This is a genomic window from Kitasatospora sp. NPDC059462, assembly GCF_042749955.1.
Classification (GTDB): domain Bacteria; phylum Actinomycetota; class Actinomycetes; order Streptomycetales; family Streptomycetaceae; genus Kitasatospora.
In genome coordinates this window covers 1-13970 of the sequence record NZ_JBHYUU010000199.1, presented here as the reverse complement: position 1 = coordinate 13970, position 13970 = coordinate 1, and the positions used below count along the sequence as shown (strand labels likewise).

General features: G+C 75.0%; 10 protein-coding genes, 1 tRNA gene and 1 riboswitch. Of the genes, 5 read left to right on the top strand and 6 right to left on the bottom strand.

Features of this window, described 5'->3' with window-relative positions; all coding sequences use genetic code 11:
* Positions 1-103: 103 nt before the first annotated feature.
* Together ACFXAM_RS32850 and ACFXAM_RS32845 are read right to left on the bottom strand one after the other, a co-directional pair.
* Positions 104-1603, bottom strand: a complete 1500-nt coding sequence (locus ACFXAM_RS32850; protein ID WP_380296819.1) for an aminopeptidase P family protein — start codon at positions 1601-1603, stop codon at positions 104-106.
* Between the two features lie 167 nt (positions 1604-1770).
* Complete coding sequence (locus ACFXAM_RS32845; protein ID WP_380296817.1) at positions 1771-3357, bottom strand: SpoIIE family protein phosphatase; 1587 nt, start codon at positions 3355-3357, stop codon at positions 1771-1773.
* Between the two features lie 732 nt (positions 3358-4089).
* Here ACFXAM_RS32845 and ACFXAM_RS32840 point away from each other — a divergent pair.
* The gene (locus ACFXAM_RS32840; RefSeq protein WP_380296815.1) at positions 4090-4755 is read left to right on the top strand and encodes a bifunctional DNA primase/polymerase; all 666 of its coding nucleotides are present in this window, start codon (positions 4090-4092) and stop codon (positions 4753-4755) included.
* A 248-nt stretch (positions 4756-5003) separates the two neighbouring features.
* Here the strand turns inward: ACFXAM_RS32840 and ACFXAM_RS32835 are convergent, their stop codons facing one another.
* The 4 genes from ACFXAM_RS32835 to ACFXAM_RS32820 form a co-directional block, all read right to left on the bottom strand.
* Positions 5004-5990, bottom strand: coding sequence for a DUF5926 family protein (locus ACFXAM_RS32835; protein WP_380296813.1), 987 nt, complete (start codon positions 5988-5990; stop codon positions 5004-5006).
* A 132-nt stretch (positions 5991-6122) separates the two neighbouring features.
* Complete coding sequence (locus ACFXAM_RS32830) at positions 6123-6605, bottom strand: hypothetical protein (RefSeq protein ID WP_380296811.1); 483 nt, start codon at positions 6603-6605, stop codon at positions 6123-6125.
* Positions 6606-7077: 472 nt separating this feature from the next.
* Positions 7078-7947: a glycerophosphodiester phosphodiesterase family protein gene (locus ACFXAM_RS32825; protein WP_380296810.1), complete on the bottom strand. Its 870-nt coding sequence runs from the start codon at positions 7945-7947 to the stop codon at positions 7078-7080.
* A 94-nt stretch (positions 7948-8041) separates the two neighbouring features.
* Positions 8042-9505: a purine-cytosine permease family protein gene (locus ACFXAM_RS32820; protein WP_380296808.1), complete on the bottom strand. Its 1464-nt coding sequence runs from the start codon at positions 9503-9505 to the stop codon at positions 8042-8044.
* Positions 9498-9646: riboswitch (TPP riboswitch) on the bottom strand. (Overlaps the previous gene by 8 nt.)
* A 181-nt stretch (positions 9647-9827) precedes the next feature.
* Between ACFXAM_RS32820 and ACFXAM_RS32815 the strand changes: the two genes are divergently transcribed.
* The 4 genes from ACFXAM_RS32815 to ACFXAM_RS32800 all read left to right on the top strand — a co-directional run bounded on the left by ACFXAM_RS32815 (position 9828) and on the right by ACFXAM_RS32800 (position 13926).
* Positions 9828-11564, top strand: a complete 1737-nt coding sequence (locus tag ACFXAM_RS32815; protein WP_380296807.1) for a trypsin-like peptidase domain-containing protein — start codon at positions 9828-9830, stop codon at positions 11562-11564.
* A gap of 65 nt (positions 11565-11629) precedes the next feature.
* Positions 11630-11717: transfer RNA gene (locus ACFXAM_RS32810), tRNA-Ser, on the top strand.
* Positions 11718-11901: 184 nt separating this feature from the next.
* Positions 11902-13011, top strand: a complete 1110-nt coding sequence (locus ACFXAM_RS32805; protein ID WP_380296805.1) for a peptidoglycan-binding protein — start codon at positions 11902-11904, stop codon at positions 13009-13011.
* An 84-nt stretch (positions 13012-13095) separates the two neighbouring features.
* The gene (locus ACFXAM_RS32800; protein ID WP_380296803.1) at positions 13096-13926 is read left to right on the top strand and encodes a MerR family transcriptional regulator; all 831 of its coding nucleotides are present in this window, start codon (positions 13096-13098) and stop codon (positions 13924-13926) included.
* The last annotated feature ends 44 nt before the right edge of the window (positions 13927-13970 follow it).

The window sequence follows — 13970 nt, the reverse complement described above, 5'->3', positions numbered from 1 at the left end:
GGCCCCCACTGCTCGGGGGCCGGACCGCCGGCGGCCCGGGCGGCTGCCGCGCCGCCCGTACGACGGCCCGCCGGGCGCGGGCCCGGCAGCGCCGCCCGTCGGATCAGGCCAGCGAGGCCATCCACGCCTCGACGTCCTCGGCGCGGCGCGGCAGGCCGGCCGAGAGGTTCTCGTTGCCGTCGGCGGTGACCAGGATGTCGTCCTCGATCCGGACGCCGATGCCGCGGTACTCCTCCGGGACGGTCAGGTCGTCCTGCTGGAAGTACAGGCCCGGCTCGACGGTGAGCACCATGCCGGGCACCAGCAGCGCGTCGACGTGCTCCTCGGTGCGCGAGTGGGCGCAGTCGTGGACGTCCAGGCCGAGCATGTGGCCGGTGCCGTGCAGGGTCCAGCGGCGCTGCAGGCCCAGCTCCAGGACCTTCTCGACGTCGTACACCGAGGCGTCCAGCAGGCCCCAGGCGAGCAGCCGCTCGGCGAGCACCCGCTGCGAGGCGTCGTGGAAGTCGCGGAACCGGGCACCGGGCTTCACGGCCGCGATGCCGGCCTCCTGGGCGTCGTGGACCGCGTCGTAGATCTTCCGCTGGAGCGCGTCGAAGCGGCCGTTGATCGGCAGGGTGCGGGTGACGTCGGCGGTGTAGAGGGTGCTGGTCTCCACGCCGGCGTCCAGCAGCAGCAGCTCGCCGGGGCGGACCTCGCCGTCGTTGCGCACCCAGTGCAGGGTGGTGGCGTGCGCGCCGGCGGCGCAGATGGAGCCGTAGCCGACGTCGTTGCCCTCGACCCGGGCGCGGCGCCAGAAGGTGCCCTCGATCCAGCGCTCGGAGGTGGCGACGGCCTGGCCGAGCTCGCGCACGCAGTCGGTGAAGCCCTTGACGGTGGCCTCGCAGGCGGCGCGCAGCTCGCCGATCTCCCACGCGTCCTTGACCAGCCGCAGGCCGCTCAGGAACTCCTTGAGCCCGGCGTCCCGGCCGGCGTCCAGCACGCCGTCGAGCGCGGCCTCCAGACCGGCGTCGTAGCCGCGCACGATGCGGGTCGGCACGCCGTCCGCGGCCCGGGCGGCCAGCTCGTCGGCGGCCTTGCGGACGTCGCGCACCGGCAGGCCGAGCAGCTGCTCCTGCTCGGTGAGGCTGTGCCGGCGGCCGACCCACAGCTCGCCGTGGCCGTCCAGCCAGAACTCGCCGTTCCCGCGGTCGGAGCGGGGCAGCAGGTAGAGGTCGAAGGTGTGGCCGGTGGGGCCCGCGGGCTCGGCGACCAGCACGGCGTCCTCGGTCTGGTCGCCGGTGAGGTGCACGTACTCGCTGGCGGCGCGGAAGGCGTAGTCGCAGTCGTTGGACCGGACCTTGAGGGTGCCCGCCGGGACGACCAGGCGCTCGCCGGGGAAGGCGGCGGACAGCTTGGCGCGGCGCTCGGCGGCGTACGGGGCCTGCGGGACCGGGGTCAGACCGTGCAGCTCGGTGTCCGCCCAGCCGGACTTCATCGAGGCGGCCAGTTCGTCGGAGACCTCGGAGTAGAGGCCGTTCTTGCGGCCCTTGAACTGCTGCGGCTCCTCGTCGCCGCCGACGGCCTCGGGGTTCTCGGCCACCGCGGGGGTGCGGTCCTCGGTCACGTACGTCGCCTCCTTGCGCGTGGTGCCGCCCGGGGCGCGTCGGATCGCGACACAGGTGGGCGGCCGTGCGTCCATGGTACGGACGCCCGGCCGCTCACCCGTTCGGGCCTTCGCCCGGCCCGTTCGGACCGGCCGGGCGGGCGGGGCGAAGGCCCGAACGGGCCCCGCTACTCGAAGCGCGCGGCGAGCAGCATCAGGTCGTCGGTGTCCGGACCGTCCCAGGGGCCGGTGGTGTCCTGCTCGGCCGCGGCCGCCACCAGGTGGGCGCAGAGCCGGTCGGGGTCGGTCCGCACGTCGCGCGGGGCGTCGGCGGCGGCCCGGCGCAGGTTGGCCTGCCCGGCGTGCAGGGTCGGGCCGAAGCGGCGGGCGAGCCCCTCGGTGTAGAGCACGAGCGTGTCGCCGCGCTCGGCGGTGAACTCGACCCCGGGCGCCTCCCAGCAGGAGAGCACGCCGAGCGGCGCGGAGAGCGAGGTCTCCACGAACTCGGCGCCGTAGCGGGTGACCAGCACCGGCGGGCAGTGGCCGGCCCCGGCCAGCGTGATCCGGCGGCCCTCCGGCTCCACCCAGGCGTAGACGGCGGTGGCGGTGCGGGACGGCTCGGTGGTCTTCAGCAGCAGTTCGAGGTCGCCCAGGACGGACACCGGGTCCTCGCCCTCCAGTACCGCGTACGCCCGCAGCGCGGCCCGCACCCGGCCCATCGCGGCGGCCGCGCCGGGGGCGGAGCCCGGTCCGGCGCCCGGCCCGTCGCCGGAGACGGAGCCGACGGTGAGGCCGACGGTGCCGTCCGGCAGCGGGATGGCGTCGTACCAGTCGCTGCCGCAGGAGCGGTCCAGGCCGGCCGCGACCAGCCGGGCGGCCAGCCGCAGGCCGGCGGGCCGGGGGAGGCGGTCGGGCAGCAGACCGCGGCGCAGTGCCTCGGTGGTGCGCCGGACCTTCTCCGCGTCGAGCTGCTTGGCCAGCAGCGGGGCGGCCACCGCGCAGTAGCGGCGGGCCAGCTCGCGCTGGCGGCCGGTCGGGCCGGCGGGCCGGTCGTAGAACCAGAGCACGGCGGCCAGCGGGCCGTCCTCCTCGGTGGCGAGCGGCAGCCCGTAGCAGCCGCCGATGCCGAGGTGGCCGGCGAGTTCGCGCAGCCGGGCGCCGATCGCCGGGTCGCCGGCGAGGTCGTGCGAGGCCAGCTCGGCGGGCCGGTCGTGCGTGCGCAGCAGCCGGGCGAGCAGGCTCTGGTCGGGCGGAACGGTCTCCAGCGAGCCGAGGCTGGCGCGGTCCATGCCGAGGCCGACCGGCTGGCTGGGGCCGCCGCCGGGGAGCGCGGTGACCAGCAGGGCGCGGTCGGCGCCGAGCAGCGCGGCGCCGGAGGCGAGCACGGTGTCCAGGGTGGCGGACAGGCCGCGGGCGCGGGCGAGCCGTTCGGTGTGCTCGTGCAGGCTGGTGAAATCGGACAGGCGTCCGGCCAAACGGTCCTGCACTCCGGTGGCGGAGGCGTCGGGACGCGCGCCGTCGGGCGCGCCGGGGGCGGACGCGGCACGGTCCGCGCCCTCACCGGCACCCGGCAGCTCGCCGGGCGTCCGGGCGTCCGGCCGTCCGGACGGCTCCGCGTCCGGCTCTCCGTCGGGCTCCCCGTCCGGCTGTCCGTCCGGCCGCGCGGCGGGCGCGGCCGGATCGTGGAAGCCGGGCGGGTCCAGCACGGAGAGCCCGCTGGCACCGCCGGGCTCGGCGGGCTCGGAGGACGTCGACGGTGGGTGGGACTCGGTCATGCCGCCACTCCTGACGCGGTGGTGCGTGTCACGCGGATCATGCGGAACCCCCAGGTACGGCCGTTTGGAGCGAGCACGGCCAAAAGGGCGCGTTTCGCCTCGATTCGCTACTACTCGTCATTGATCGACAGCAATGCCACCACTTCTACACAGGCCATTCGGGGCATGTCCAGAGCAATGACAAGGCTGGTGGCCGCCGTCGCGCCGTCGCGGGCCCGGTCAGGGGGCGCGTTCCGTTCCGCGCGCGCCGGTCGAGTGCACCGCGGTCCGGCGGGACGGGGCGCCTCCGCCCGCCGGGCATGGAGCAGCCGGTGAGCGGGCAGAACCGGGGGGACGGCTCCGGCGGCCGTCCGGATCGTATGCCCATGGCGCCGGCCGGCCGGGTCGGCCGGAAGCGACTCACTCGTACGGTGGAACCAACCGCGGCCGGGCGGCGTCCATCCGGTCGCATACGGGATTCTCGTTCCAAGGGCTGTTCTATTCCGCAGTCCTTTCACATCGTGCTCCACCGCGTGCTCCAGGCCCGCGCCGTTGTCCGCACCGCCGTCCGTACCGCCGCCCCGCCCGCCGCCCGGCTCCGGCCCGGCCCCCGGTCCGTTCCGACCCGGCTCCCGGCCGGATCCCTCCGTCCGGCTTCGCGGGCCGGTCCGGCGTCCCCGGACGCGCGGCGGCGGCCGGTCCGGCGGCCGCGGGGCGGAGCCACCGAGCGGTCACGGAAAGGAACGGGTGCCAATGCGCGACAACCCACTGCGCGACGACCCGAGGAGCCGGCCGGCGGCCCGGGCGGCCAGGGCGGCCCGGCTGGCCGGCGCCCTGACGGCGGCCACCGGCCACCGCTGGCCCGTCGTCCCCGGAACCGTCCTGCTCGCCGGCGGACACTGCTCCTGCGGCGACCCGGACTGCCCGGTGCCGGGCGCCCACCCGCACGACCCGCCGCTGCTCGCGGCCACCACCGACGCCCGGATGGTGCGCTGGTGGTGGGAGCGGCGCTGCCCGGACGCCCCGGTGCTGACCGCGACCGGCCGCACGGTGTGCGCGGTCAGCCTCCCCGCGGCGGCCGGCGCCCGCGCGCTCGCCTACCTGGCCGCCCTGCGGCTGCGGCTCGGACCGGTCCTGGCGATGCCCGACCGGTACGCGATGCTGGTCGCCCCCTGGTCGCTCGACGCGCTCGGCGAGGTGCTCGTCCAACTCCCCTGGGTGCCCGGATCGTTGCGCTACCACGGGAGCGGCGGCTTCCTGCCGCTGCCGCCCGGCGGCGGGGACGGCGACCGGGTGCGCTGGGTGCTGCCGCCCCGTCAGGGGGCCGACGGCGGTGTCTGGCTGCCGCAAGTCGAGCCACTGCTGGGAGAGTTGGTGGCGGCGGCGGTCCAGCTGGACAGCGGCCGCTCGGCGTACTGACGATCCGTCGTCCGCGTACTGATCGGGCACGGCCGACCGGCCCCGGCGTGGGGCGTTCGGAAAACAAAAGATCCGGCCGCTGGCGACGGGGGATGCACCAGCGACCGGACTCTTTAGACAGTAACAAGGATCCGCGCCCGCGCCAATTTCCAAGACGCCCTCGCAGCCCGGAAATTGCGGGTCGCGGGCGACAATGTGACGCGTATCACGCCGATCCGCCGGGCGTGCCCCGGCGTTGCGTCCCGCCTTTAGTTCAGGGTGACCTGACGGTTCACCAGGTTGGCGCGGGCCCGTCGCTCGTCGGCGGTGAGCGGGGCCGGGTCGGCGAGCGTCGCGGCGAGCCGCTCGGCGAACTCCGCGGCCGGCTTCTCGCAGTCGGCCGCGGTCATCGCGAGCGGCAGGTCCCAGACCGGAACGGTCAGGCCGTGCGCCCGGAACGAGCCCACCAGGCGGGTGTCCGGGCCGAGCGAGGACTCCTCGGCGGCGGTCAGCCGGGCCAGCGCGTCCAGCAGCTTCTCCTCCGGCACCGTCATCACCCAGCGCAGGTGGTTCTTGTCCGGGGTGCCGCACCAGTAGGCGGCGTCGACGCCGGCGAGCTTCTCGGTGGGGATCGCGGAGGCGTTGGCGCGCTCCAGCGAGGCGGCCACCTCGCCGGTGGCGGTCTCGGCGTCCTCCAGCCAGAACTCGAAGCCGGTGTGCACGGCCGGCTCGAAGGCGGCGGTGCCGTCCAGCAGGTCCTGCAGACGGCGGCCGCCCGGCACGGTCCGGCGGGCCGGCACCGGGGTGCCCGGGGCGGTGGCCAGGGCCAGCTCCAGGGCGTCCGCGAGGTCGCGGCTCAGGTCGCCGGAGGACGACTGGGTCTGCAGGCCGAGCAGGATCGAGCCGTCCTGGCGGCGCAGCGCGGGCCAGGCCAGCGGCAGCACGGTGGCCAGGGTGACCGACGGCACCTCGCCCTCGGCGGTCCCGGCCACCCCGGCGGCCAGCGTCAGCGGCACGGTGGCGGCGGGCACCAGCTCGCGCAGCGCGACCCAGTCCGCCTCGCCCGGCAGGCCCTCGAACGGGCGGTGCACCAGCTCCTGGGCGGCGTGCGAGGCCTCGCGGCCGTGGCAGGCCTTGTAGCGGCGGCCCGAGCCGCAGGGGCAGTTCTCACGGGCCCCGACCACGGGGATCTCGCCCGTGGCGGCGGGGGTGGACTGGCTGCGCTGCGGCGCCTTCTTGGCGGCCTTCTTGCCCATGGTGCGGCTCTCCCGGGAACGGTGGTGTGGTGCTCCCGTCAGCCTACTGACGTTCCCCGGGCGCGTGGGCGTGCGCCGGGGCGCGGACGGGCCCGCCGGGCCCGCTGCCGGGGCGCCGCGCCGTGCGGCCGCTCAGCCGCCGGCGTGCCCGCCGTCGTGGCCGTGGTGTCCACCGCCGTGGCCGGGATGCCCGCCGTCGTGGCGCCCACCGCCCTGGTGCCCGCCGTCGTGGTGTCCGCCGTCGTGGTGCCCGCCGCCGGTGCGCCGGGCGTGCCGGGCCCGGGCCGGCAGGGCCGCCCAGACGGTCACCTCGCCCGGGGCGTCGCGCACGCCCCAGTCGCTCGCCAGCTGGTCCACGATGCTCAGCCCGCGGCCGCCGTGCGAGGTCAGCGAGGGGCTGGACGGCGACGGCCGGGTCTGCGCCCCGCCGTCGGTGACCTCCAGGGTGAGCACGCCGTCGGCGTGCATCTGCCAGCGGACCAGGACACCGCCGGTGTCCTCGCCGCCGTCGCCCGGTGCGGCGGGCGGCCCGCCCGTCCGGCCGGTCTGCGACGGGCCGCCGACCAGCAGCGGCTGGACGGACCCGGCGCGGGCGCCCCGGCCGAGCGCGGGCATCGGCCCGAGTGGCCGGGCGTAACGACAGGCGTTGCTCAAAAGTTCGGAAAGGATCAGAACGGCATCATCAATGACCGGTTCCGGTATCTCGCGGTCTCCCAGATCTCGACGCAGTCGGCGCCGCGCGACCCCGACACTCGCTGGGCCGTGCGGCACTGCCATGGTCGATGAAGTCGGCACTTCACGCGCCACCATCAACGCCACCCCCGGACCTCCTTCAGCGTATGCCGAGGGATGGATGCCCCTTGGCAATACGTCGGAAACGACCGCGCGGCGATCCCGCGCGGACATTTCAGGCCCGTCCACCGTCGGTGCGCGACAGGTGATTCGGTGCTCACCCTCCGTCGTGAAACTGTATGAATTGCGGCAGAAATCGTCGCCGAAAGGTTTGAGTCCCTACCAAGACGATCAACGGCCGACGGTGGTTGAACGGTTCACCACGTCCCGGCCCCGCGCGCCGGGGCGGCCGGGGTCAGCGGCCGAGCTGGGCCAGCACCTCCGCCGGGCGGTTGGTGATGATCGCCGACACCCCGAGCTCCAGGCAGAGCTCGACGTCGGCCGGCTCGTCGACGGTCCACACGTGCACCTGGTGGCCCAGCTCGCGCAGCCTGGTCACCAGCCCCGGCCTGGCCCGCACCAGCTCGATCCCCGGCCCGGCGATCCGCGCCCCGCCCGGCAGCGGCGCGCCCGGGCGCAGCCGCCCGCGCAGCACCAGACCGCGCTCGAACAGGAACACCCGCGGGTACTGCGGCGCGGCCGCCGCCACCCGGGCCAGCGCGACGGAGGAGAAGCTCATGATCCGGGCGTTGACGCCGTGCGCGCCGCCGCGTTCCGCGCCGGTGCCGGCCACGCCGCCGTGCGCACCGCCGTGCGCGCCGCCGATCCCGAACCGGTCCAGCATCCGCAGCAGCTCGGACTCCACCCGGCCGCGGAACCGCACCGGGTGCTTGGTCTCGATCGCGAGGTCCACCGGCCGCCCGCGGTCCACGACCAGTTCCAGCAGGCTCTCCAGCCGCAGCACCCCGCGCAGCTCCGGGTCCTCGCTCGGCCGGCCGGTCTTCCAGGCGCCGAAGTCGTGCGCCTCCAGCTCCGCCAGCGTCATCGCGGAGACCGTGCCCCGGCCGTCCGAGACCCGCCCGATCCGCCGGTCGTGCACGCAGACCAGGTGCCCGTCGGCGGTCACCCGCACGTCGCACTCCAGGGCGTCCGCCCCCTCGTCGAGCGCCCGGCGGTAGGCGGCGAGGGTGTGCTCGGGCAGGGCGAACGAGGAACCGCGGTGGGCGATCACCTGGACGGGCGGCGTGGTGCGGGTCGTCGTGGGCGAGACATCGGGGCTGGTCACGCCCTACACGATAGGCCGCGGACATGACGAGGAGGCGAAGACCGCCCCAACCCGGGGGGCCGTCTTCGCCTCCGTGCCGGTGGCCCGGCGGGCGTCAGCGCGCGGCGGCGGCCCGGCCCCGGGTGAGCGGGGTGAGCGCCCAGGTGGCCAGGGCCGGCACCAGGAAGCCGAACAGCGAGGCCGAGGTCCACTCCTGCGGCGTGAAGTGCAGCGCCTCCTGCACGGACGTCCAGAGGTCCGTCCACCAGCCGGCCACCGCGGTCGGCGCGATCAGCTGGTAGGTGGCGAAGCCCAGCGCCCACGGCAGCAGCATCAGCCAGCGGGACGGCGCGTCGGCGGAGAGGTCCCAGCCGCGCCGCCCGGCGCCGAGGAAGTAGTCCACCGCCAGCACCGCGAACATCGGGACGAAGACCGAGCCGATCAGCCCCAGGAAGGCGTAGTACGAGTCGGTGAACTCGGTGATCTGCAGCGCGAGCACGGTGATCAGCACGCCGGTCGCGCCGGTCAGCACCCGGCGGTCGGCCTTCGGCAGCAGGTTGTGGATCGACATCGCGGTCGAGTACACGTTGGCGAAGGACTGGTCGGTCTCGCGCAGCACCAGCACCAGCAGGAACAGCCAGCCGGCCCAGACGCCCAGGAAGGAGTCGAAGATCCGCTCCGGGTCCCCGTCCGCCTGCAGCAGCGCCATCAGCCCGAGCACGTAGCACCAGACCTGCGCCACCGTGTAGCCGGAGAAGCTGCCCCAGAACGCCGAGCGCGGGGTGCGCGAGTGCCGGGTGTAGTCGGCGGCGAGCGGCACGAAGGAGATCGACACCGCGATCATCGCGTCCGTCGCCGGCAGGAAGCCGTGCCAGTTGCCCGCGCCCGGGTCCGGGACGCCGTTGCGGCCGAGCTGGACGGTGAAGTACACCATCGCGACGGCCACCGCGGCCGCGACGAAGCGGCGCAGCACCGCGATCGCGCCGAGCGGCCAGATGGTCAGCGCGGTGGTCAGCGCGCCGGCCAGCACGACGAAGGCCCAGCGGTAGCCCTCGGTGCCGGTGACGGTCTGCGCGCCGAGCGCGATCGTCAGCAGCTCGTAGACGCCCCAGCCGATGCACTGGACGATGTTGAGCACCGTCGGCACGTAGGACAGCCGGGTGCCGAACAGGCCGCGCAGGTTCGCCATGGCGGGTGCGCCGGTGCGCGCGCCGATCAGCGCGGCCACGCCGAGCATCGCGGTGCCGACCACGGTGCCGGTCACGATCGCGGTGACGGCGGCGGCCAGCGACAGCTCGCTGCCCTTGGCGCCGAGCACGGTCGCGGCGGTGGTGAAGCCGATCAGCGAGACGCCGAGGTTCATCCAGAGCGCGAAGTGGTCGCGGAAGCCCAGCGTGCGGGGCGGTTCGGTGTCCAGCACCAGCGGCGCCTCGGCCCGGGCCGGGGGCTCCAGGACGGCGGTGGCCGACGCGGCGGCGCCGCCCGGGGAACCGGGGGCGGTGCCCGCGGCGTCCCGGGAGGGGGGGACGCCCGGGGACGAGGGCGCGCCGGAGGACGAGGATGGCGAAGCAGGCGGCATGGCCGATATCTCCCTACGCCGGCATTACCCGGACAGGTTCCGGCGGTCTGCGCCCCCTCGACGGCCGTCCACGGGGTCCGTGGCGTACGGTCGACCGGCGCACTCTCAGCCTGGTGGGTCCAAGCTCCCGCGTGTCAGTTCGGAGCGACAGGCTAGTCGGCGCGGGGGAGAACGCCAAGGCGGTGGGTTCGTGCGCGGCGCTGCGCCGGCCGTCGGGACCGGCTAAGGATTCTTATGAGTTCTTCAGAAGGGTCCTTACGGCAATCGAATCGGGTGTGCGAAAAACTATGGTTGTTGGTCCTGTCAGCTATGGAGGTCGTCCGTGAGCACCGAGCGCGAGGTTGGGTCCACCGGGCCGCAGGGGGAGCAGCCCTCCGTCGGCCAGGGGGTGGCGGGTTCCGCTTCTGACGGTCCGGCGCAGCAGCCTGCGGCCGGTCCCGCCCCCGCAACGACGCCCGCGGCCGACCAGCCGTCCCAGCCGGCCGAGGGGGGCTCCGGCGGGTTCACGCCCACGCTGGCGTTCGGCAAGCTCCCGGCCCCGGAGCCGGCCGACGCCCCCGAGCCCGCGGCCCCGGCCGCCGAGGCCGGTTACCTCGACGCCCCGCCGCCGGTCCTGCCGCCCGCCGCGCCCGCGGCCCCGGCCCCGGCCGCACCGGCCGCCGCCCCGTACGGCGGCAACCCGTACGCCACCCCGGCCCCGGGCACCCCGGTGCCCCCGGCGCTCGTCGCGCACGACCCGTACGCCGCGCCGGGCGCCCCGCAGGGCCCGGGCGCGACCGGCCAGCACCACCACCCGTTCGGCGCCGGCCAGCCGCTCGGCGGCTGGGGCGCCCCGCACGACATCACCCCCGGCGCCCCCGGTGCGCCCGGCGGTCCCGGCGGGCCGCTCGGTTACCCGGGCGAGTACCCCGGCGCGCCCGTCCCCGGCGGCCCGCGCAAGAAGCGCGGCGGCCTGATCGCCCTGGTCGCGGCCGTCGCCCTGGTGGCCGGCGTGGCCGGCGGCGCGGTCGGCGTGGCCGTCGCGGACCGCGACGGTTCCACCGTCAGCGCCAAGAACGACCGCAGCTCCACCACGGTCCAGGCCAACAACACCCAGAAGAACGAGCCCGCCCCGGGCTCGGTCGCCGGCATCGCCCAGAAGGCGCTGCCCAGCGTCGTCACCATCAAGGCCCAGGGCAACGGCGAGTCCGGCACCGGTACCGGCTTCGTCTTCGACACCGAGGGCCACATCCTCACCAACAACCACGTGGTCGCCCCGGCCTCCGCGGGCGGCAAACTGACCGTCAAGTTCGCCGACGGCTCCTCCTACAACGCCTCCGTGCTGGGCCGCGCCGAGGGCTACGACGTGGCCGTCATCAAGCTCGACAGCCCGCCCAAGGGCAAGCTGACGCCGCTTCCGCTGGCCGACTCCGACAAGGTCAACGTCGGCGACTCCACCATCGCCATCGGTGCCCCGTACGGCCTGGAGTCCACCGTCACCACCGGCATCATCAGCGCCAAGGACCGCCCGGTCGCCTCCGGCGACGAGACCGGCGCGCAGGCCTCCTACATGAACGCGCTGCAGACCGACGCCTCGATCAACCCCGGCAACTCGGGCGGTCCGCTGCTGGACTCCGGCGGCGGCGTGATCGGCATCAACTCGGCGATCCAGTCCAACACCTCCAGCAACGGCCGGGCCGGCTCCATCGGCCTGGGCTTCGCGATCCCGATCAACCAGGCCAAGTGGGTGGCCGACACCCTGATCAAGACCGGCAAGCCGGTCTACGCCAAGCTCGACGTCCTGCGCAACGACGACTACAAGGGCGACGGCGCGCAGATCCAGACCCGCGACGTCCAGGGCCAGCCGGCCGTCACCCCCGGCGGCGCCGCCGACCAGGCGGGCCTCAAGCCCGGCGACGTCATCACCAAGCTCGGCGGCAGCCCGATCGAGAACGGTCCCGCCCTGGTCAGCAAGATCTGGACGCACAAGCCCGGCGAGACCGTCGACGTCGAGTACACCCGCAACGGCCAGACCGCCACCACCAAGGTCACCCTCGGCACCCGCGTCGGGGACAACTGACCCCGGCCCGCCCCGGAAACCCTGTGCACCGAACCCCGCCGGACCCGTTAGGCTGACCTCCGCCTGGAGAGCTGCCCGAGCGGCCTAAGGGAACAGTCTTGAAAACTGTCGTGCGGTGACCCCGTACCGTGGGTTCGAATCCCACGCTCTCCGCCGGTAGGAGAAGAACCACCTGCTCAAGGCGGGTGCCGACCTGAGGTCGGCACCCGCCTTCGTGCGTTCGGCCGGGTTCACCTGAACGGGGGGTTTGGGGGTGGGGCGTCCTCGTGCGGGGGTGCGGGGTCCGTCTACCCGGGCGTAGGGGGCGAACTGCCCTGGGCCCGGCAAGGAGAGACGGATGGCCTGGTACCCCGGTGCGGAGAAGATGGAGCTCCAACCCGAGTCGGACGAGCAGCCGGCGATCACGCCGACGCAGGTGATCTTCCACAGTGTGGCGGCGCCGTGGACGCCGCGGCGGATGTACGAGTACTGGCGGGACTCCACCAACCTGGAGTCGCACTTCGGGGTCGGCTACGACGGCAGCGTGGGGCAGTTCATCGGCACCGAGACCCGGGCCGACGCCAACATGCGGGCCAACCGCCGGGCCGACGGCACCGGCGCGGTGAGCGTGGAGTCGGCCAGCGACGACCAGAGCACCGATCCCTGGACGGACCCCCAGGTCAACGCGCTCGTCGCGCTCGGGGTGTGGCTGCACCGGCGGCACGGCATCCCGCTGCAGATCTGCCAGGAGTGGGACGCGCCCGGCTTCGGCGTGCACCGGATGTTCCCCGAGTGGTCGGACGGCGGGACGGCCTGCCCGGGCAACGCCCGCGCCCGGCAGTTCCGCGAGGTGGTGATGCCCGGCATCGTCGCGGTGGCCGGCGGCGCGCCGCTGCCCCCGCCGGGCGGCGGGTCCGGGCCCGCCCGGTACCGGGTGACCATCAACGGGCTGGAGTACGGCTACGGCGCGCACGGGCCGCAGGTCGAGGAGGTGGGCCGGGCGCTCGTCCAGCAGGGCTTCGGCCGGCACTACCAGTCCGGTCCCGACCAGGACTGGCGGGACGCCGACACCCTCAACTACCAGGACTTCCAGCACAGTCTGGGGTACTCGGGAGCGGACGCCGACGGGGTGCCGGGCGAGGGGTCGCTGCGCCGGCTGCTGGGCCGGCTGCCCTCGCCGCAGCGGGTCTCGCTCGCCCACGTGGTCGCGGCGGCGCGCACCGACCCGGGGGCCGAGCAGGGCCACCAGACTTACGGCGGCGAGGTGCGGATCGTCGAACAGGCCCTGGCGGACGAGGGGTTCCTGGAGCAGCGCTGGGTGGACGGCTCGCTCGGCACCCGCACCGTGCAGGCGTACGCCGCCTTCCAGCGCAGCCTCGGCTACTCGGGCGAGGACGCCAACGGCATTCCCGGCCAGCGCAGCCTCCAGGTGCTGGGCCTGCGAAGGGGGTTCGACGTGACGGACTGAGCGGTCCCCCCGGGGGGGCGGAGAACGGGTGGCCAACCCGGTGCTTGACCGTGACACCGTGTGAGGGTCTGCACTGGAGGGACCATGTTGAACATCGGAGACTTCGCCAAACACGGCCGGGTGTCGGTCCGCATGCTGCGTCACTACGACGCCATCGGGCTGCTCCGGCCGGCCCGGGTCGACCCGGTCAGCGGCTACCGCTGCTACGAGGCGGCCCAGCTGGCCCGGCTCAACCGGGTCATCGCCCTCAAGGACCTCGGCTTCACGCTGCACCAGGTGCGGGCCGTCCTGGACGAGGAGGTGGACACGGCCGAGCTGCGCGGGATGCTGCGGCTGCGGCGGGCCGAGCTCGCCGCGGCGATGGCGGCGGACGCCGAACGGCTGGCCCGGGTCGAGGCGAGGCTCCGGACGATCGAGAGCGAGGGGACCATGTCCACCCAGGACGTCGTGGTGAAGCGGGTACCGCCGGTGCGGGCGGCCGAGCTGACGGGGGTCGCGGCGAGCTACGAGCCGCAGGACATCGGGCCGGTGATCGGCCCGCTGTTCGAGGAGCTCTGCGGCCGGCTGGCGGCGGCCGGCCTCGCGCACACCGGCCCGTCCGTCGCCCGGTACGAGGACACCGGGGACGGGGACGGCTCGGTGCTGATCCGGGTCGCGGTGCCGGTCTCCGCCGCGGTCGGCCCGGCCGGGGAGCGCGGCTTCGCGGTGGTCGACCTGCCGGCCGTCGAGGAGGCGGCGACCGTGGTGCACCGCGGCTCGATGGACGGCTCGCTGGTCGCGGTCCAGGCGCTGGCGCGGTTCGTCGAGGAGAACGGCTACCGCTCGACGGGCTACGCCCGGGAGGTGTACCTGGCCTGCCCGGAGGACCAGGCGGACTGGGTGACGGAACTCCAGGAGCCGGTGGTGCGGGCGTAGCCGGACGGGCTCCCCGGAGCGGCGCGAGGGTCCCGGCGCGGCCG

What these genes read in the sequence shown, in the direction of transcription:
- ACFXAM_RS32845 (WP_380296817.1), bottom strand. Translation starts at nt 3,357, where the DNA reads ATGACCGAGTCCCACCCACCGTCGACGTCCTCCGAGCCCGCCGAGCCC.
- ACFXAM_RS32840 (WP_380296815.1), top strand. Translation starts at nt 4,090, where the DNA reads ATGCGCGACAACCCACTGCGCGACGACCCGAGGAGCCGGCCGGCGGCC.
- ACFXAM_RS32835 (WP_380296813.1), bottom strand. Translation starts at nt 5,990, where the DNA reads ATGGGCAAGAAGGCCGCCAAGAAGGCGCCGCAGCGCAGCCAGTCCACC.
- ACFXAM_RS32830 (WP_380296811.1), bottom strand. Translation starts at nt 6,605, where the DNA reads ATGCCCGCGCTCGGCCGGGGCGCCCGCGCCGGGTCCGTCCAGCCGCTG.
- ACFXAM_RS32820 (WP_380296808.1), bottom strand. Translation starts at nt 9,505, where the DNA reads ATGCCGCCTGCTTCGCCATCCTCGTCCTCCGGCGCGCCCTCGTCCCCG.
- ACFXAM_RS32805 (WP_380296805.1), top strand. Translation starts at nt 11,902, where the DNA reads ATGGCCTGGTACCCCGGTGCGGAGAAGATGGAGCTCCAACCCGAGTCG.
- ACFXAM_RS32800 (WP_380296803.1), top strand. Translation starts at nt 13,096, where the DNA reads ATGTTGAACATCGGAGACTTCGCCAAACACGGCCGGGTGTCGGTCCGC.